At 36.4% G+C, this 18,263-nt stretch carries 17 protein-coding genes; 13 read left to right on the top strand and 4 right to left on the bottom strand.

Features of this window, described 5'->3' with window-relative positions; translation table 11 throughout:
* Positions 1–29: 29 nt before the first annotated feature.
* On the bottom strand, positions 30–1,424 hold the full coding sequence (locus ACTYBU_RS04445) for a circularly permuted type 2 ATP-grasp protein (RefSeq protein WP_445487564.1): 1,395 nt from the start codon (positions 1,422–1,424) through the stop codon (positions 30–32).
* A gap of 643 nt (positions 1,425–2,067) precedes the next feature.
* On the opposite strand from ACTYBU_RS04445, the gene ACTYBU_RS04440 reads away from it, so the two are divergent.
* Complete coding sequence (locus tag ACTYBU_RS04440) at positions 2,068–3,018, top strand: VanW family protein (protein WP_445487463.1); 951 nt, start codon at positions 2,068–2,070, stop codon at positions 3,016–3,018.
* A gap of 765 nt (positions 3,019–3,783) precedes the next feature.
* Here ACTYBU_RS04440 and ACTYBU_RS04435 read toward each other — a convergent pair.
* The 3 genes from ACTYBU_RS04435 to ACTYBU_RS04425 form a co-directional block, all read right to left on the bottom strand.
* Positions 3,784–4,554 carry a DUF817 domain-containing protein gene (locus ACTYBU_RS04435; RefSeq protein WP_445487461.1) on the bottom strand — a complete coding sequence of 257 codons (771 nt, stop codon included), beginning with the start codon at positions 4,552–4,554 and terminating at the stop codon, positions 3,784–3,786.
* Between the two features lie 137 nt (positions 4,555–4,691).
* Complete coding sequence (locus ACTYBU_RS04430; RefSeq protein WP_445487460.1) at positions 4,692–4,913, bottom strand: helix-turn-helix domain-containing protein; 222 nt, start codon at positions 4,911–4,913, stop codon at positions 4,692–4,694.
* Positions 4,914–4,923: 10 nt separating this feature from the next.
* Positions 4,924–5,400 carry a DUF2975 domain-containing protein gene (locus ACTYBU_RS04425; protein ID WP_445487458.1) on the bottom strand — a complete coding sequence of 159 codons (477 nt, stop codon included), beginning with the start codon at positions 5,398–5,400 and terminating at the stop codon, positions 4,924–4,926.
* Positions 5,401–5,547: 147 nt separating this feature from the next.
* Here ACTYBU_RS04425 and ACTYBU_RS04420 point away from each other — a divergent pair, with 147 nt between their 5' ends.
* From ACTYBU_RS04420 to ACTYBU_RS04365, 12 genes are all read left to right on the top strand, one after another.
* On the top strand, positions 5,548–5,706 hold the full coding sequence (locus tag ACTYBU_RS04420) for a pyridoxal-dependent decarboxylase (protein WP_445487457.1): 159 nt from the start codon (positions 5,548–5,550) through the stop codon (positions 5,704–5,706).
* An 843-nt stretch (positions 5,707–6,549) separates the two neighbouring features.
* Positions 6,550–7,062, top strand: a complete 513-nt coding sequence (locus tag ACTYBU_RS04415; RefSeq protein ID WP_445487456.1) for a GNAT family N-acetyltransferase — start codon at positions 6,550–6,552, stop codon at positions 7,060–7,062.
* A gap of 100 nt (positions 7,063–7,162) precedes the next feature.
* Positions 7,163–8,899: a CocE/NonD family hydrolase gene (locus ACTYBU_RS04410; RefSeq protein WP_445487455.1), complete on the top strand. Its 1,737-nt coding sequence runs from the start codon at positions 7,163–7,165 to the stop codon at positions 8,897–8,899.
* 90 nt (positions 8,900–8,989) lie between these two features.
* Positions 8,990–9,691 carry an HAD family hydrolase gene (locus tag ACTYBU_RS04405; RefSeq protein WP_445487454.1) on the top strand — a complete coding sequence of 234 codons (702 nt, stop codon included), beginning with the start codon at positions 8,990–8,992 and terminating at the stop codon, positions 9,689–9,691.
* A gap of 26 nt (positions 9,692–9,717) precedes the next feature.
* Positions 9,718–11,289 carry an ABC transporter substrate-binding protein gene (locus tag ACTYBU_RS04400; protein ID WP_445487453.1) on the top strand — a complete coding sequence of 524 codons (1,572 nt, stop codon included), beginning with the start codon at positions 9,718–9,720 and terminating at the stop codon, positions 11,287–11,289.
* A gap of 17 nt (positions 11,290–11,306) precedes the next feature.
* Positions 11,307–12,248: an ABC transporter permease gene (locus ACTYBU_RS04395; RefSeq protein ID WP_445487452.1), complete on the top strand. Its 942-nt coding sequence runs from the start codon at positions 11,307–11,309 to the stop codon at positions 12,246–12,248.
* 14 nt (positions 12,249–12,262) lie between these two features.
* Positions 12,263–13,066, top strand: a complete 804-nt coding sequence (locus ACTYBU_RS04390) for an ABC transporter permease (RefSeq protein WP_445487450.1) — start codon at positions 12,263–12,265, stop codon at positions 13,064–13,066.
* Positions 13,067–13,098: 32 nt separating this feature from the next.
* Complete coding sequence (locus tag ACTYBU_RS04385; protein ID WP_445487449.1) at positions 13,099–14,100, top strand: ABC transporter ATP-binding protein; 1,002 nt, start codon at positions 13,099–13,101, stop codon at positions 14,098–14,100.
* Positions 14,075–15,031, top strand: coding sequence for an ABC transporter ATP-binding protein (locus tag ACTYBU_RS04380; protein WP_445487447.1), 957 nt, complete (start codon positions 14,075–14,077; stop codon positions 15,029–15,031). The genes ACTYBU_RS04385 and ACTYBU_RS04380 overlap by 26 nt, the downstream gene beginning before the upstream one ends.
* Before the next feature lie 212 nt (positions 15,032–15,243).
* Positions 15,244–16,242: a PLP-dependent cysteine synthase family protein gene (locus ACTYBU_RS04375; RefSeq protein ID WP_445487446.1), complete on the top strand. Its 999-nt coding sequence runs from the start codon at positions 15,244–15,246 to the stop codon at positions 16,240–16,242.
* Between the two features lie 594 nt (positions 16,243–16,836).
* Positions 16,837–17,064, top strand: coding sequence for a hypothetical protein (locus ACTYBU_RS04370; protein ID WP_445487444.1), 228 nt, complete (start codon positions 16,837–16,839; stop codon positions 17,062–17,064).
* A 120-nt stretch (positions 17,065–17,184) separates the two neighbouring features.
* The gene (locus ACTYBU_RS04365; protein WP_445487443.1) at positions 17,185–18,153 is read left to right on the top strand and encodes a LacI family DNA-binding transcriptional regulator; all 969 of its coding nucleotides are present in this window, start codon (positions 17,185–17,187) and stop codon (positions 18,151–18,153) included.
* Positions 18,154–18,263 lie beyond the last annotated feature (110 nt).

The raw sequence follows: 18,263 nt of genomic DNA, 5'->3' as shown, positions 1-18,263 counted from the left end.
TGGGTGTTTCACTGTTCGAAATAATCTTATTAATCTAAAACCCAAGTATCTTTGCTTCCGCCACCTTGAGAGGAGTTTACGACCAAGGATCCTCCCTTCAAAGCAACCCTTGTCAATCCGCCAGGAACTACGCTGATTTCTTTTCCTGCGATCACAAACGCACGCAAGTCAATGTGTCGAGGTTTAATTTTCTCTCCAATAAGAGAAGGAGCTGTAGAAAGTTTAATCGTTGGCTGTGCAATGTATCGGCTTGGATCCTGTCTAATATTCTCAGCGAATAAAGCAATTTCATCTTCCGTTGCTTTAGGTCCGATTAACATTCCGTATCCGCCTGAAAGAGAAGTTTCTTTTACAACAAGCTCCGATAAATGATTCAAAACATATTCTCGTTCATCTTCACGAGAGAGAATATAAGTAGGGACGTTTTTTAATATAGGCTCTTCATTTAAGTAATAGCGAATCATATCTGGTACATAGGCGTATATAGCTTTATCATCAGCTACACCCGTACCAGGTGCATTAGTAATGGTAACGTTTCCTGCACGGTAAGCATTCATTAGTCCTGCGACTCCTAACAGGGAATCCGGCAGAAAAGCAAGAGGATCTAAATAATCATCATCTAATCTTCGGTATATGACATCTACCTGTTCTAGACCATGAAAGTTTTTCATATACACTTTATGATCAATCACGACAAGATCTGAGCCTTCTACTAGTTCGATTCCCATCTCTTGAGCAAGGAAGCAATGCTCATAATAAGCTGAATTGTAGCGGCCTGGTGTCAATAGGACAACTTTAGGATTCCTCTTGCTGCCTTGAGCCATACTTCTTAGACCGGATAATAAATGGTTTAATCCATGATCCATACAGCGAACTGGATTATGAAACAATAACTCAGGTAAACATTGGCTCATAAGCTGACGATTCTTGTACAAATAAGAGATGCCAGAAGGTGTCCGTAAATTATCTTCTAAAACAAAGAACTCCCCATTTTCATCTCGAATTAAATCAATGCCGGATAAGGTTATATACGTATTTTTAGGTACTTGTACATTCATCATTTCTGGACGGAAGTAACAGTTAGTGACAATCAGCTTCCTAGGGATAATCTTGTCATGAATAATGTTCTGGTCATGATAAATATCATAAATAAATTGATTTAATGCCGTTACTCTCTGTTTTAATCCTTTTTCAAGGAAGCTCCATTCATCCGCTGTCAAAATACGCGGAATGGTATCAAAAGGGATCGTTCGTTCAAGGGGGTCTTCATGCTGCTCATGATATAGCGTAAAGGTAATTCCTTGCTTCATCATCTGCGCTTCAGTGGATAGCTGCCGTATAATCAATTCTTCAGATCCCATCTCTTGCAGCTGCTGATAAACCTGCTTGTAATATTCTCTTACTTCATTAGTTGATGAGAACATCTCATCATAGAATGATGTAACGTTATACTCTGAGAATAGTTGTTTTTCTGTTAAATTCACTGTTCATTCCCCCTGAAAAAGAAAGTTTTGTTAAAGTTTTCTGAAAATTTCGATCATTTATGTCGTTATTTTACTATGCTGACAATGTTAAGGAAAGTCTTTTTTTAGATATAAGAAAGTATTTGTTTCTTGAAGGTAGCCTGGTGTAAGCCATTATCTCTTTATAGAGGGATCCAATGGTGAGCCTGAATGTTTGGTTAGAACTATGATGGCGGCAGTACTAATAAACGTCTTTAAAAAGAATCACCTCCATATGGATAAATATAACACTTGTCATGAAAAATGATTTATGTAAGGTTTGTTAAATTTATGTAAAAATTCTTTTTTATTCTATTATGGAACATACAAAAAAAAACAAAAAAAGACAAAAAATATTTAAGAATATTCTAAAATTTAAGGAAGGGGAGTAGTAAAAAAAGTTAAACAAGGGGAGAAGGATAGAAATCCAGTTAGAAATGTTAGCATGGAGAGGAAGGAATCCATGCTTAAATTTAATCGAAAGAGGGATTCTTGATAAACAACCTCACGATATACATTAAAAGGTAAACTCCTGTTCATACTAATGTTGGGAGGTAGACCTTTTATGTTACAAATATGGATGGCTAGTTTTTTGTTATTGGCTCAACCTGTTGAGCTTCCTAACAGCTTGACGGTGACTCAGCAAGGGCAGAAGATTGCCGTTATTAACCGTGAAAACTTTACCATGCCCTTTTCCGGTACTCCAATAGTTAATAGCGAAAAATACAATCAATTAATCAACAAACTAGATCAGCAAATTTACCATGCTCCTATCAATGCTACGATCAACGAACAGGAAGGCATCGTCCCAGAACAGGTAGGCCACAGACTGAATAAGCAGCGGTTTAAGGAGCAGTTTTATACTTATTTCTTTGGGAAAGGATCCTCTAAGGTAGAAGTCCCGGAAATGAACATTTATCCGGAAGTTGACAGTGAGCTGCTTGCTCATATCCGGGTAAAACAAATTGGTCAGTACGTGACATACTTTAATTCTAACAATAAAAGCCGTTCGCATAATATCTCACTTGCCGCAAAAGCAATTGACAATCACGTCGTTTTTCCTAATGAAACGTTTTCATTTAATCAAGTTGTAGGTATGAGAACACGAGACAAGGGGTACAGGCGAGCTCCCATTATTGTTAGAGGGGAGTTTTCTGAAGGAGTTGGAGGGGGAATTTGTCAAGTATCATCAACATTGTTTAATGCTGTAGATCGCGCGGGATTAAGAATCGTACAGCGTTATTCCCATAGCAGGCACGTACCTTATGTTCCATCCGGGCGTGATGCTACGGTAAGCTGGTACGGACCCGACTTTCGCTTTCAAAACAAATTTAACGAGCCGATATTGATTCGTGCTAAAGGAAATAGAGGAAGTATGGTTGTAAACCTTTACTCTTCTGAAGTGATCAATTATGAATCTCAAAAAGTCCCCAGGGCTTCATCTCGGTTACCAAAAGAAACCAATATGGAACAAAAAATGCATATTTCCAGTTCACCAGGTCATGTCAAATCATGATACTAGAATGGATTGGCTTTATGAAAGAGCCTGTTTTCATAGTGGAAGCAATATTGCCACACTTAAGATGTGTTTATACTTAGATATGTTTAAATTTTGCATCTTATTTAATGACTCAAATAAAGAGAGCCGCTTTAGAAATAACGGCTCTAAGGATGGTGTGACCGGTGCAAGGGTGTAATCTATTAGGGTGCTGGTACCGAATCCCGAAGGCAGTAATTGGGATTAGATTAAGAATAGTCATTACATACTTTCGTAAAATATAGAGAAGATCGAGGGAATTTCTTCGATTTCAAAAATTTTTTTGTATCTTCCTAACTCGTGGTATTTTCTAACAGAACCAACCGCCTTCTCATTATCTAGCTATTTTTATTTAATTTACTATTTCAACGTCTGCATTTTTTACTACTTCTTCCGTATATTCGCTCCAGGTTTGTTTTAATTCATTTTATGATATACCTTCATTTTTTTCTTGTTCTTCTTCAAACTTTTTTTTCTTTAAGGGCACTGGATAGGCTACACTTAGTTGGATAATAAAAATAAGGGCACGTATTGCTATTAAATAAAGATGTACACGGCAGTATTATCAAAAGCTATTTATAAAGAAAAAAGCAACATTCGAAAAGTTGCTTTTTCCCATTTATCTAATTCGGAGTTTTGTACGCTAGGAGAACTTCAACCTAAAAAAAGTTCGAATCCCCTACTATGTTAAGGATCCGACTTTTTTTAAGAGGGTTCTTAACAGTTATAAAAATTGACTAGTATCTATCCTAGTGGAATTCTTCCCTTAACCTGCTTTAACGTTGCTACTATAAGAAAGCTAACAATCACTAATAAGAGCCATGAACTCACCTTTCCTAGATGAACGAGACTCCATGCATCGGTTTGGTTTGGATATTCCCAAGCTCCAAAGAACGTTGCGATATTTTCGGCTATCCATATAAAAAATCCGATGAGCACAAAAGAAAGTGCGAGTGGCATACGGTAACGAGTTCTATCAACCTCGTATGTGACCCATGATTGCCAAAAGACGATAATTACAAGTCCAGATAACCACCAGCGAACGTCAATCCAATAATGGTGGGTGAAAAAATTCAAATAAATCGCAGCTGCAAGAGGTACAACTACCAAAAACGGTGGCCACTTAACCAGTTCAACCTTAAACCTCCTCCACGCTTGGCAAAGATAACTCGCTACACTTGCGTACATGAATCCGCTATATAAAGGCACTCCAAAAATTTTGAAATATCCTTCCTCTGGATAAGACCAGGAGCCCATATGTACTTTGAAAAGTTCAAGAGCAAGTCCAATAAGGTGGAACAAGGTAATAACCTTAAGTTCATCCCGTGTTTCAAGACCAGAACGCACCATCCACCACTGCATCAGAAGGCAGATGATAAACAGCCAGTCATACCGTGGTAGGAAGGGAAGTGGCATGATTTTTGTAAAAGCCAAAGAGGCAAAAATAACGACAGGAAACAAACATGATAGGGCCTGCTCCCAACCAAAACGAACGAGTTGTGTTAATGCTCTCATGATTTGTGCCTCCAAAGGTTTTTTCTCCATATCTGTAAGTCCTGAATTGGATAATAGCTAAATAGATTTAGGGTTAAGTCCATAGGTTCACCACCGAATGACTTTCATTCCTTCTAAATGTTAAATATTCCAGTTTATTAATCTTCGGCGTCATCATCACTTCGGTATTCTAAAATATCTCCAGGTTGACATTCTAAAGCCTTACAAATCGCCTCTAAAGTGGATAATCTAATTGCCTTTGCCTTTCCATTTTTCAAGATAGAAAGATTAGCCATTGTTATTCCAACCCTCTCTGAAAGTTCTGTTACACTCATTTTTCTTTTCGCCAGCATCACATCAATATTAATTATAATCGCCATTGTTTTCACCTCAAACCGTTAAATCATTTTCAGATTTTATATTAATCGCTTCTTGTAAAAGCCTTTGGAGAACAGCAGCAAAGAACACAATCACTAGAGAAGCAAAAATAATGACCATACCGATTAACATGACACCTGGAGCGTCGTCTTTTTCTGCCAAGATGTAAATAAACGGAAGAACCACCACATACACCGTACTAATTGCGAAAGCACAGTATTTTATTTTCTTTAAAGTCTTAACGGATAATTCTGAGAAAGCTTCGTTTTTATCAATATAAGTTAAAAGTTTAAAAGCTTGATAAAGAGCAAAGTAGAACGGTATCGCTGCTACATACATACCTATTATAATAGGATATAGTATATGGGCATAATCTGGATTTACTGGATTATTAGCTAACAAAGGTAACCCATATATACATAAAGCAAGAATTGGAGTTCCAATAAGAAAAACAGCTATCTTTAAAAACAATGTTGTTCCTCGTTTCACAAAAAGCACCTCACTTATTTATTTTCAATTTGAATTTAACACATCAATTATCGTTTTACAATAAAAATTTATTTATTTTCATATTTTTTTTATTGTTAAACAAATGTTGATTTTAGACAAAGATAAAAAAGCATTCCTCATTAGTCTATGTTGGAACACGGTAAATTAAAAGAAAGCTATCATTTCTGGCTACCTGTTGACGCTGCATTTGGAGGATTTGCAGCTTGTTCACCAAGGTATAAAGAATTAGTAGAAGGAATTAACCATGCTGATTCGATTACAATTGATGCACACATAAATGGTTGAGTGTCTCCTTAGTCATTCCGATGGAAGTTTTTAAAGCTTCGATTCTTAATAACAGTGAATCATCATTGTGAGTCCTTCTTTAGAAGATATAACGATAACGAAAAGATAAGTAGAATGCGGCTAAGTATTAGGGATTGAAGTATTAGGTCATGTCATCGTTAATGCAAAAGCCGATTGTTACAGCCTCGGAAAACCGAACGAAAACCCCTGCATTGCTTGGATTGTCACTATCTATATTTTATAGCATTCACTTTTTCAGTGACCTCGGGGAGCAATCTCCTTTTTTTAGAGGAGGACTTTTTTGTTGTTTTGCCTATTAAACTCTTTTAGTGGTGATATAGACTTTGGTTTATGTTTTAAATTTTCTAAACTATAGCATTAGTATTTCTGATTATACATTTGTAAATATTTCCTTTATCATATTTTTATAAACAACTAATCCAATTTGTTTAGATGGAATTGTGCAAGGAGAATCTTATCGTATAAGTTAATGTTCATTTAACACTAAAAATGGAATATGATGACCAGACTATTGGAGACACATCATAATAATGTGTTCAGGCTGTCGACAAACGCTCGATTTCTTCGTTGTTCGCCTTACTCGGATGCTCATTACCCAACTACGGTAACTTCGCTCCTCGTCATGAGCTTCACGCCTCGAAATATAAACGTTTTCGATCAGCCTGCAGTTTGTGCAAATACTACTTTGTCTACACTCTGGACGCATCATAATAATGTGTTTTTTTATATAAAAGGAGGATGGAAAATGTGTTAAAAAAAATCAATTGATAGTTAATTAACTATTGAAAATGATATTTAGTGTGTGTTGAAAAGGAGGAACGAATGAATCAACTCGACATCAGTATTGAAGAACTTTCGTCAGAGGATAAGGAGGAGGCAGTTGGAGTATTGGTCTTGAGTTACGAGCAATATAAAAACAGTTATACCAATATTCAAGAGTACTATGATTATATAGAACATATCCGTGCTTCACTTGACAATCCTTTAATTGATCAAGTGTTAATTGCCAAAATGGAAAATGAAGTCGTCGGGACACTCCAAATATTCACGGATGGTTTTCATGCTTATGGAGATTTAAATATTCCAATAAATGCTCCGGTTGTTCGCTTACTCGGTGTACATCCAAAAATAAGACGTAGTGGTATTGCAAGGAAATTGCTAGTAGCCAGCACTAATTATACAAGAGTGAAAGGTGCTTCTGCTTTATATTTACATACTTCAGAAAAAATGCCTGATGCGATTCGATTGTATGAACGCTTTGGGTTTGTACGAAGCCCTGAATATGACTACGACATTCTTGATTTTACTGTTATGTGTTATAGATATGATCTTTAAAGATAATGCCTACATCTAAATATATGGATTTACATGTTTTTAAAACTGACTAAATCCATAGTATAAATATGATATGCGGAAGGAAAACAACGTAATGATGATGAATAAAGTGGCTATGAAGAAGGGAATTATCCGCCAACAAAATGTACCAGTCAGTATGCGAGATGGTACAAAATTATATGCCGATATTTATCGGCCAAATGACCAAATTGATTATCCGATTCTACTATTAAGAACGCCTTACAACAAAGAAGATGCACAAACAATGAATTATGCACATCCAATTTGGTATGCACAGCAAGGTTATGTTGTTATTGTTCAAGATACACGTGGACGGTGGTCGTCTGAAGGGGAATTTAATCCACTGGTTCACGAAGGAACAGATGGATGCGATACCATTGAATGGGCAGTAACGTTACCTTATACCATTCCAAAGGTGGGAATGTATGGATTTTCATTTATCGGTTTTTCACAACTTTTGACAGCGGCAGAGCAGCCTCCTCACCTTGCATGTATTGCACCATTTATGTGTGGATCCAATTCAATAAAGGTTTCAGAGAATGGCGCTTTTCCATTAGCTCAAAATTTGTCTTGGGCGATCTTTGTTAGTCAAAATGAAGCAATCAGAAAAAAAGATGTGAAATGGCTTCAACAGCTTGCGACAACGAATATTCAAGAACTATATAAATACTTGCCTTTGCAAGACGTACCGATTATCAAAAATGAGCTTGCTCCATTCTATCAAAAGTGGATTCAACAAGCACATGAAAAACAAGTAGATTCGTCCTCATTATATGAAAATATTTTGGTTCCTGGTTTACATCTAGGTGGATGGTATGACATGTATGTGGATAAAACGATTGGAAATTATGAAGGAATAAAAGAAAAAAGCAAAAATGAGAATGCAAGAGAAAATCAATACTTAATTTTAACACCTTGGTATCATATGCCATGGTCTCGATATGTAGGGCAAATTGATTTTGGCAAAAATGCAGAAAATCGTGTTAACGAAATACAAATTAAATGGTTTGACAGGTGGTTGAAGGATAGTCCAACGGCGTGGGAAGAAGACCCTGTTCGTTATTTCATTACAGGAGAAAATGAATGGCATGTGTCGAAACACTGGCCTTTGCCTGAGAGTGAAAGTAGAGTTCTTTACTTATCAAGTGAAGATCGAGCAAATTCAATTAATGGTTCAGGAAAACTGGCAGAGGAAATATCAGAACAAAATAGTGAAAAAGATATTTATGTATATCATCCGTCCATCTATGTACCTGCAATTGGTGGCCGCTCTGGACCAGATCCCGTACAGACACCGATGGGAGCACAAAATCAACAGCCTATTGAAATCCGTAATGATGTACTTGTGTATACATCTGATATTCTAACAGAAGATGTAGATGTAGTAGGGGAGGTGAACGGAGAATTATACATTTCCACTACAGTAGAAGATACGGATTTTGCTGTTAAATTTATAGATGTTTTTCCTGATGGCCGCTCTGTCAATGTTGCAGAAGGACTGCTTCGTGCAAGTGCACGAAATGGAATAGATCAGCGTGAAGCCTTAATTCCTAATAAGGTATATCAATTGGACATTTCAGCTGGTTCCATTGCACATCGTTTTAAAAAGGGGCATGCTATCCGACTAAACATAACAAGCACATTGTTCCCAACATTTGACCGACATTGCAATCAGTTTTTGCCATTGGATGAAGTCACTGAACTAACGTTTAAAACAGCTACCCAAACGGTATACCATAACGAACAATACCCATCCAATATACGATTTACCATTAAAAACTCACATGAAGACTCGTCCCTCGTCTCCACCATCTAACAAAGAAAAGAGGCAGACTCAAACCTAATAAAGGTGGCGTGAGCGAAGCTCCGTCCCCTAAACCATAAAAAAACAGGAGGATAGTAGATCTTGAAATATACATATATATGGTTTGATATCGGATATACCTTGTTATATCAGCAGCGTGAAAAGGTATATGATCAATATTTGAAAGAACATAACATTCATATACCTATCCAAAAAATTGAAGAAGCCTATCATTATGCTGATAAATTATTTATGCGTGAGTATCCGGGCATCCTCGGAACAAAAACAGACCATTTTTATCCATGGTATTTGGGCGTAGTAAATCATTATTTACAACTTGCATTTCATCTAGAATCTCAAAACCGCTTTATGCAAAAAGAAATTCAGGAAACAAAACCGTACTGGCTGCCTTTTTCCTTCACAAAAGACGTGCTTCATACGTTAAAGCAGGATGGTTATCGACTTGGTGTTATTAGTAATTGGGATAAGAGTGCACGCCCTTTATTAGAATACTATGGGTTAATTGACTATTTCGACGATATTATTATTTCATCAGAAGTTGGTATCGAAAAACCAAGTAAACAGATATTTGAACTTGCTTTTAAGCAAGGGAAAACAAAAAGCGAGGAAAGTATTTATATTGGTGATAATTACTATCACGATGTTGTTGGAAGTGCGAAAGCAGGGCTTAAAACATATTTGATTAATCGATTTGAAAAGAAAGGAATTGAAGAGCTTCACTATCCACATACCCTAGAGTCTATTAATGAACTGCCATCATTATTAAAAGCCATACGTGTATAAATTAGGAATTTGGAGGAGGATGAATGATGACTTTATATACAAGAAAAAGAACATGGTTACCTGCGTTACTATTGTTTGTTTTAAGCTTCGTTTTGTTATCGGGCTGCAGTAATAGTAGTAGCTTGGATAGCGATGCTGCCGAAAATGGAAAGGATAATAAAGAAGCTGAATCAGAACCGAAATCAGGTGGGAGCATTGTAGTTGCAATACCTCAAGATTTGGATTATTTAGATCCACATTTAGCAGAAGCTGCTGGTACAAGAGAAGTAACGTTTAATATTTTTGAGGGATTATTAAAAGCAAATACAGATGGAGGCTTAGATCCAGCCATTGCAGAATCATACGAAATTTCAAAGGATGGCTTAACCTATACATTTGCTATTCGTGATGGAGTCAAGTTCCATAATGGTCAAGACTTAACTTCAAAAGATGTTGTCTATTCTTATTCTAAGCTTGCTGGTTTGGATTCAGGGAAACCGTTATCCGCTAGCTTTGCCAATGTTGAAAAGATTGAAGCACCAGATGATAAAACAGTTGTTGTGAAGTTAAAAGAAAATGAAGCGGCAATTATTACAGCTTTTACGGCGCCTATTATTCCAGCCGATTACAAAGACAGCAATAAATCTCCAATCGGAACGGGACCATTTAAATTTGTAGAATATAAAGCAGGCCAGCATTTAATTGTGGAAAAAAATAAAGATTACTATATCAAAGGAGTTCCCTATTTAGATAAAGTAGAATTCCGCATTCTGCCAGACCCAGAAGCAGCATTCTTAGCTTTGCAATCTGGTGAAATTGATATTTATCCACGGATTGCTACGGAAAAAGCAGAACAATTAACCACTGGTTTTAAAACAATTAGCAACGAGCAAAACTTAGTTCAGCTATTAGCCTTTAATAATAAAGTGAAACCATTTAATGATAGTAAAGTTCGTCAAGCAATTAATTATGCAGTGGATAAGGATCAAATTATCAAAGGAGTGGCTCTAGGCAAAGGGACAAAAATTGGTTCTAACTTAAGCCCTAAATTAAGCAAATTCTATAACGATAGCTTAGAAGACTTATACCCAACAGATATAGAGAAAGCGAAGAAATTACTAGCTGAAGCTGGGTTGCCAGATGGATTCCAACTTACCATTACAGTTCCTTCCGTATATCCATTTCATGTTGATACAGCACAGGTAATCGCAAATCAATTAGAGAAGGTAGGAATTAAAGCGAAGATTGAAACGGTTGAGTGGGGAGTTTGGTTAGAAAGAGTTTATCAAGGGCGCGATTATGAATCTACGATTATTGGATTAGACGGAAAGCTTGACCCGTTTGAAATATTAAGTCGTTATATTTCAATATCTGATAATAACTTTTTAAACTACAAGAATCCTAAGCTAGATAAAGTATTAGATCAAGCCAAAATTGAAACGGATGAAAATAAACGAATTTCTTTCATTAAAGAAGCTCAAAAAATTATTGCAGAGGATGCAGCAGCTGTTTTCATTATGGATCCTTATACAAATGTCACCTTTAAAGATACGATTAAGGGATACAAAACATATCCAATCTATGTTCAAGATTTATCATCAGTATATATTGAAAAATAATAATCGGAGGGCATGGAATGGATTATGTACTAAAAAAAACATTAAGCTCCTTATTAACATTATTACTTGTCGTCCTGCTCGTTTTTTTAGCTTTTCGAATCATTCCAGGTAATCCAGCTAATATTATTTTGGGAGTAGAGGCAACGCCTGCGCAAATTGAAGCATTGGAACAAAAGCTTGGAATCGATAAGACACCAGTTGAACAATTTATACATTGGATTAAGGGAGTTTTTCTACTAGATTTTGGAGAGTCACTGCGTTTTTCAGAACCTGTTCTTTCACTTATTGGTGAAAGAATAGGTGTAACATTTTCCTTAGCTTGCATCGCCATTATTATTACGATTCTAGTATCTATTCCACTAGGAATAATTGCTGCCAATTATAAAGGGAAATTTCTAGACCTATTCATTTCTATTAGCACCCAAATTGGTCTTGCTATTCCATCCTTTTGGATGGGGATATTATTAATTATGATCTTTGGTGTATTTTTTCATTTGATTAAAGTAGGCGGTTATGTGCCGTGGTCTGAAAATCCTGTATTAGCTTTTAAATCATTGCTATTTCCAGCTATTGCAATATCCATTCCTCAAATAGCAGTGCTTGTTAGGTACTTGCGGACAACGATAATAGAACAATTAAATTTTGACTATGTGCGGACAGCTAAAAGTAAAGGCTTAAAAGATTCAGCTGTATTGTTTAGGCACGTATTAAAAAATGCTTTGATACCTGTTATTACGATCGCCGGATTGAACTTTGGAGAAATTCTTGCTGGGAGTCTTGTGATTGAGCAAGTATATGCATTGCCAGGTTTCGGAAGAATGCTTATTTCGGCAATTGGAGATCGCGATTTTCCACTTGTTCAAGGGATGGTTATTATTATTGCAATGATTGCAGTGATTGTAAATTTATTAGTCGACCTCTCCTACCGCTATCTAGATCCAAAAATCAAATGGAAGTAAGGAAGTGAGGTAAAATGTTCAAAAAATTTAATCTAATAGCTGGAGGAGCGATTGTACTTTTTTTACTATTCATTTTTCTTATTAGCTTCTTTTATGTGCCATATGATGTTAATCAAATGAATATTGAAGATAGGCTTATTGAGCCAAACAGCCATTATTTAATGGGAACGGACAATTTTGGACGCGATGTATTAAGTCGAGTGATGAAAGGATCTCAAACTGCGTTTATCGTTGGCGGTGGAGCAGTATTAATTGGACTGTCGTTCGGGATTTTAATAGGTGCCGCGGCTGGTTATTTTGGAGGTTGGGTTGATGAATTGCTCATGAGAATAATTGATGCATTATTGGCATTCCCAGGAATTCTATTAGCACTTATTTTAGTAGCAATTTTTCAACCTGCTTTAGAGATTACGGTCATTGCAATTGGTATTATGACGATCCCAAGCTTTTCTCGCGTCATTAGAAGTGGATTTATTAAGTATAAACAGATGGATTTCATTAGGGCTGCACGAAATTTTGGATCTAGTAATTTTCGTGTCATCCTTCATCATATTTTACCAAACATTGTTTCTTCTATTATCGTAACTGCTTCTCTTAGTTTTTCCACTGCGATACTGGTAGAAGCGGCATTAAGTTATCTAGGGCTGGGTGTTCAGCCCCCTGATCCAAGCTGGGGAAGAATGTTAAATGAGGCGCAAGGGTTTGCTAAGTTAGCTCCTTGGTATACTTTAGCGCCAGGTTTTATGTTAACGCTAACCATTCTTGGATTTAATTTGCTAGGTGACGGGATAAGAGATTTACATGATTTTTCGGAGTAAAGATTATTTTGGAGGATGGAGAGAATGAAAAAATGCCAGAAATATTATCGATTCGCAACCTGACCATTCAACTTAAACAAAATAGGAATAGACTCCCTGTTCTTTCCGGACTATCCTTAACGGTTCAAAAAGGGGAAATTTTTGGTATTGTTGGGGAATCAGGATGTGGAAAAAGCGTATTATCAAATTCCATTATGGGTTTACAGCCTGAAACAATGTTCGCGTCAAAGGGAGATATCGTGTTCGAAGGACAGTCATTGTTAAACAAGCCAAAGCATCAATTGCAAAAAATGAGAGGAAATGAAATCTCGATGGTTTTTCAAAATCCGATGTCCTCTTTAAATCCATCATTAACAATAGGTTATCAGATTATGGAAATCATTCGTACGCATCAAAAAATCCCCAAAAAGGAAGCTAGAGAAATAGCGATTGAGCTTATGAAGAAAGTAGGTTTACCGCGTGCTGATCAATTACTTTATGAGTACCCTCACCAACTATCAGGGGGAATGCAGCAACGTGTGATGATTGCTATTGCCATTGCTTGTCAACCAAAGCTGCTGATAGCGGATGAACCAACAACTGCTTTAGATGTTATGATCCAAGCACAAATTTTAAAATTATTAAAAGAAATACAGCGTGAGCAAGGCACGACAATAGTACTCATTTCCCACGATTTAGGTGTAATGGGTGAAATGTGTGATCGGATAGCGGTTATGTATGCTGGAGAAATAGTAGAGATTGGCACGACAGAACAACTCTTTGAAAACCCTAGTCATCCATATACGAAGGGGCTAATGCAATCAATCCCTTCACCGGATAAAAAGGGGAAACCGCTCTATTCCATCGCAGGAACTGTACCACCGCTTCAAGAACGAAAAGGCGGATGTCCCTTTGCTAGTCGCTGCCAACTGGCAATCGAAAAATGCTTTGAATCAAAGCCACAACTTACAAAAGTTTCTGATGCTCATGATGTCAGTTGCTACTTTAGTGAAATTGCGGAGGGAAATGATGAGTACGCAAGATCTTCTAGTTAAAGTGGAGAACATAAAAAAAACATATACACAGGGAAGGCTATATAAAACCAAAGAGTTGCACGCAGTTTCCAATGTAAGTCTTACGTTAAGAAGAGGAGAAACGCTAGGGCTGGTCGGGGAAAGTGGAAGTGGCAAGTCCACTTTAGGCCAGTTGATTGGCCAATTGTTAGAACCTACCGAAGGAGATTTGATATTCGAAGGCCAAGTAATTGGAGGTATGACCATCCAACAGAAAAGGCTGCTAAAAAAAGATATACAATATGTTTTTCAAGATGCATTTTCCGCATTAAATCCACAACATAAAGTCTCAAAATTAATCGAAGATCCATTAATTATTCAAAAAATCGGAACACTAGCAGAGAGGAAAGCAAGGGTAAACGAAATGATGAATGATATTGGATTGGATGAGAGCTATCGTGATGCCTACATACACGAACTAAGCGGAGGACAAAGGCAGCGTGTCGGCATTGCAAGATCTCTTATATTAAAACCCAAATTGCTGATTCTAGATGAACCAGTTTCTGCATTAGATGTCTCCGTTCAATCACAAATTTTGAATTTATTAAAAAGCTTGCAGCAAAAATATCAACTAACTTATTTGTTTATTTCACATGATTTGAATGTTGTACATTATATGAGTGATCGAATAGCAGTAATGTATTTAGGGGAAATTATCGAAATTGCCAATGTACATCATGTATATGAGACTCCCCTTCATCCATATACAAGAGCGCTTGTTTCGGCTATTCCAACCTACAAAAGGCAAGGAGAGCCTCTATTGCTAGAAGGAGAAATTTCAAGTGCAGCAGATGAGTGGAGTGGCTGCCCGCTATACAGTCGTTGTCCTTTTGCAAAAGAAATATGTAAACAGAAAGAACCTATACTTGAGGAATTTAGTATAGATCAATACGTTTCATGCCATTTATATTAAAAAGGCTATGTTAAAGCTCGTTGTTGATTTTGGCACTATGTTGATTTTCGTTTCAGGCGTGAGACTCCTGCGGGAAAAGCGAGTCAGTGGGAGGCCCCAGAGGCGCAAAGCGCCGAGGAGGCTCACGGACCGCCCGCTGAAAGCGGACGCCCCTCACTGCAATCAACAGGCAAGTTTAATAGAGCTATTAAAAGGAAAAGGGAGAGGGTTTTATGAGCCAAGTTGCAACAAAACCTATTTATACGTCTATCACACAATTAATTGGAAATACTCCATTGCTTCGATTAGTCAACCTAGAAGAAAAACTGGATGTTAAAGCAGAAATTATTGCTAAGTTAGAGTATTTTAATCCATCTAATAGCATTAAGGATCGTGTCGCAGCTTCCATGATTGAGCAGGCAGAGAAAAATGGTGAATTAACAAAGGAACACACAATTGTTGAAACTACCAGCGGCAATACTGGGGTTGGCTTGGCAGCAATTGCAGCAGCAAAAGGCTATAAATTAAAAGTCCTTATCCAAGATAATGTTAGTGAAGAACGAACGAAAGCAATAAAAGCACATGGAGGAGAAGTGATCCCATTTCTTGAAGTACCTGAAATTGCAGCGGTTGCCGAAGAAATCGATGGCGATTTTGTTGCAGCTATTAATGTTTATAAAAAGGAAGTTATTGAAAAACAAGACGACGTTGTCTTTTTAAATCAACTGGATAATAAGGCAAATCCTCAGATTCATTTTGATACAACAGGCCCCGAAATATGGCGAGACACTGAGGGGCAGGTGGATATAGTCGTTGCATCAGTGGGAACAGGTGGTACTATTTCAGGGGTTGGGGCATTTTTAAAGGAACAAAATTCAAATATTAAAATTGTAGCTGTTGAACCCGGATTAAATTCCATTGCATCAATTCAAGATCCTGATATTCCAGAAATTACTGGTGTTTACCGTTTTTCTGATATGGAAGATGAAAAAGTTCCCGATAATGTAAATCGTTCTATTATTGATGAGATCATTAGCGTCGAAACAGAACAGGCAAATGAGCATGCTCGTATAGCTGCAAAATTAGATGGGATACTCGTTGGAACTTCATCAGGAGGAGCATTATTTGCAGCAATTGAAGTAGCGAAACGCCCTGAAAATAAAGGGAAAAGAATTGTTGTCATTTTACCCGATACAGGATTGCGTTATTTATCAACGGACTTATTCAAATAAATGAAAAAAACTAATATTAGTATATTTCTAATCGAATGGATGGACCATTTTGTATATTTGAAATAAAGTGAACCTTTCCATCAGTGGGGGTTTTCTTCATCCCCCACTGATGGTTAGTTGAACTTATCGGACCTTTACGGGCGAGTTTCAACACCTAGCTTCCTCGATTCCTCAGCATCCCCGAGGTGGGGGTCTTACTGCCCGTTAAGAGTGGGATAAAGTTTAACCGTTTTTAAAACCTACACATTTTGATCAATCTTTTTTCAAAATGTGTGGGTTTTTCTATTGTGAAATCAACGTTTGCAGCATTCTTTTAATTAGACTTTATTCTAAACCAACACATTTCCTAGCAATAATTCTTAATTTAATTGATTCTACAGATTGCCCACCTGTAATAGATGGTTAGGTTCTGTCCGTTTATCAGCACTTTTGGCATTGGATGCATTTTTATAATCAAAATCAATGCCTTCTGCTGGTTCAAGTGGAACAAACAAAACACCCTAAATTAATCGAAAAAATACAAAAGAAATTGTTTTAGTAAAATAGAAAAAAATGTAAAATGGAGTTATAAAAATACAAATGGGAAAATAAACTATGAAAAAATTTATGAGTGTATTATGTACTATATTAGTTTTAATAGGTTTTATAGGATGTTCTAAAAATGAAACAAAAAATGAGAATAAGGGAACAAATATACTTCCAAAAATTGTTGAAAGTAACTTTGTAGTTTCAGATAATGAGTACAAACTTTTAGGAGAAGTTGGTAATTTTGGATTAGTATATGATAAACCTATTTTAGTTGTTAAAGCGTTAATTAGTTAAGGATTATTTGAAAGTGTCATTTTGTTTGCAAACTTTTATTTTTATACTAAGCAACACACTTTAGAAAATTAAATCGAGAAACGTTTCCACATATGATATGATTTTACTTGAGGTGATTGCATGGCAACCATAAAAGATGTCGCAAAGTTGGCAGGAGTAGGGTTAGGAACTGCTTCTCGAGTTATCAATAAATCTGGATATGTTAGTGAAGTAACTAAAAAAAAAGTACTTGATGCTATTGAACAATTAGGATATATTCCAAACGAAACGGCAAGAGCATTTGTGACACAAGATAGTAAGATCGTAGCATTATTTTTACCTTCGATACATCACGCGTTTTTCTCAGAGCTAGCTTTTCATATTGAGGATGAGCTTGATAAACATGGGTACAATATGATGCTTTGTAACTCTAGCGGACAAATCGAAAAAGAACTTAAATATATAAACATGCTCAAACAAAACAAAGTATCAGGTATTATTGGAATCTCCTATAATTCAATTGGAAATGAACTTAATAATTCCATGCCAATTGTTTTAGTGGACCGTCATATTGGAGAAAATATACCTTATGTTTCAAGTGATAATTATGATGGAGGTCAATTAGCCTTTCAAGTGTTGAAAGATACTGGATGCATTAATGTCGCTTATATTGGAACTTTTTCGAAAACTGTAATAACGGAAGTAGAAAAAAGAAGAAAAGGCTTTGAAGATGCTGCAAAAGAGAATGGAACAAACTGTACTCTCTATATTGAAGAGGATCCCATTAAGGATGAAACTGCATTTTTAACTACGTTTTTACAAGTTTATAAGGATATAGATGGGGTATTTGTGGAGAATGATATCATGGCACTGAAACTCGTACAGCTTGCCATTGAACATAATATAAATATACCTGAAGAGCTTTCTGTTATTGGGTATGATGGAATCGAGACCTATTCAGCTCTAAGACCAAGACTGTCTTCTATTAGGCAACCAATTGAATTAATGGGGAGAAGTTTAGTTGAATTAGTCCTTAAAAGAATAAATGGGGTTCAAGTTGAACCTGTTATTCATCCAGTAGTATTATTTAAGGGGGATACAACATTATAATAACAAAAGAAGAAAAGTAATAAAAAGCTGATTGACAAAAATGAATGTATTTACTATACTGAAAGCATGGGTGGAAACATTTCCATATTTAAATTAGGGGCGTTGCCCTT

The sequence above is a fragment of the Niallia sp. 03133 genome (genome assembly GCF_052663225.1).
This window is presented reverse-complemented; position numbering and strand designations above follow the sequence as displayed.

Bases quoted from the DNA above. Each gene is read 5' to 3' on its own strand.
- ACTYBU_RS04445 (WP_445487564.1), bottom strand. From the start codon at position 1,424: ATGTTCTCATCAACTAATGAAGTAAGAGAATATTACAAGCAGGTTTAT.
- ACTYBU_RS04440 (WP_445487463.1), top strand. From the start codon at position 2,068: ATGTTACAAATATGGATGGCTAGTTTTTTGTTATTGGCTCAACCTGTT.
- ACTYBU_RS04435 (WP_445487461.1), bottom strand. From the start codon at position 4,554: ATGAGAGCATTAACACAACTCGTTCGTTTTGGTTGGGAGCAGGCCCTA.
- ACTYBU_RS04430 (WP_445487460.1), bottom strand. From the start codon at position 4,913: ATGGCGATTATAATTAATATTGATGTGATGCTGGCGAAAAGAAAAATG.
- ACTYBU_RS04420 (WP_445487457.1), top strand. From the start codon at position 5,548: ATGTTGGAACACGGTAAATTAAAAGAAAGCTATCATTTCTGGCTACCT.
- ACTYBU_RS04415 (WP_445487456.1), top strand. From the start codon at position 6,550: ATGAATCAACTCGACATCAGTATTGAAGAACTTTCGTCAGAGGATAAG.
- ACTYBU_RS04410 (WP_445487455.1), top strand. From the start codon at position 7,163: ATGAATAAAGTGGCTATGAAGAAGGGAATTATCCGCCAACAAAATGTA.
- ACTYBU_RS04400 (WP_445487453.1), top strand. From the start codon at position 9,718: ATGACTTTATATACAAGAAAAAGAACATGGTTACCTGCGTTACTATTG.
- ACTYBU_RS04395 (WP_445487452.1), top strand. From the start codon at position 11,307: ATGGATTATGTACTAAAAAAAACATTAAGCTCCTTATTAACATTATTA.
- ACTYBU_RS04390 (WP_445487450.1), top strand. From the start codon at position 12,263: ATGTTCAAAAAATTTAATCTAATAGCTGGAGGAGCGATTGTACTTTTT.
- ACTYBU_RS04385 (WP_445487449.1), top strand. From the start codon at position 13,099: ATGCCAGAAATATTATCGATTCGCAACCTGACCATTCAACTTAAACAA.
- ACTYBU_RS04380 (WP_445487447.1), top strand. From the start codon at position 14,075: ATGAGTACGCAAGATCTTCTAGTTAAAGTGGAGAACATAAAAAAAACA.
- ACTYBU_RS04375 (WP_445487446.1), top strand. From the start codon at position 15,244: ATGAGCCAAGTTGCAACAAAACCTATTTATACGTCTATCACACAATTA.
- ACTYBU_RS04370 (WP_445487444.1), top strand. From the start codon at position 16,837: ATGAAAAAATTTATGAGTGTATTATGTACTATATTAGTTTTAATAGGT.
- ACTYBU_RS04365 (WP_445487443.1), top strand. From the start codon at position 17,185: ATGGCAACCATAAAAGATGTCGCAAAGTTGGCAGGAGTAGGGTTAGGA.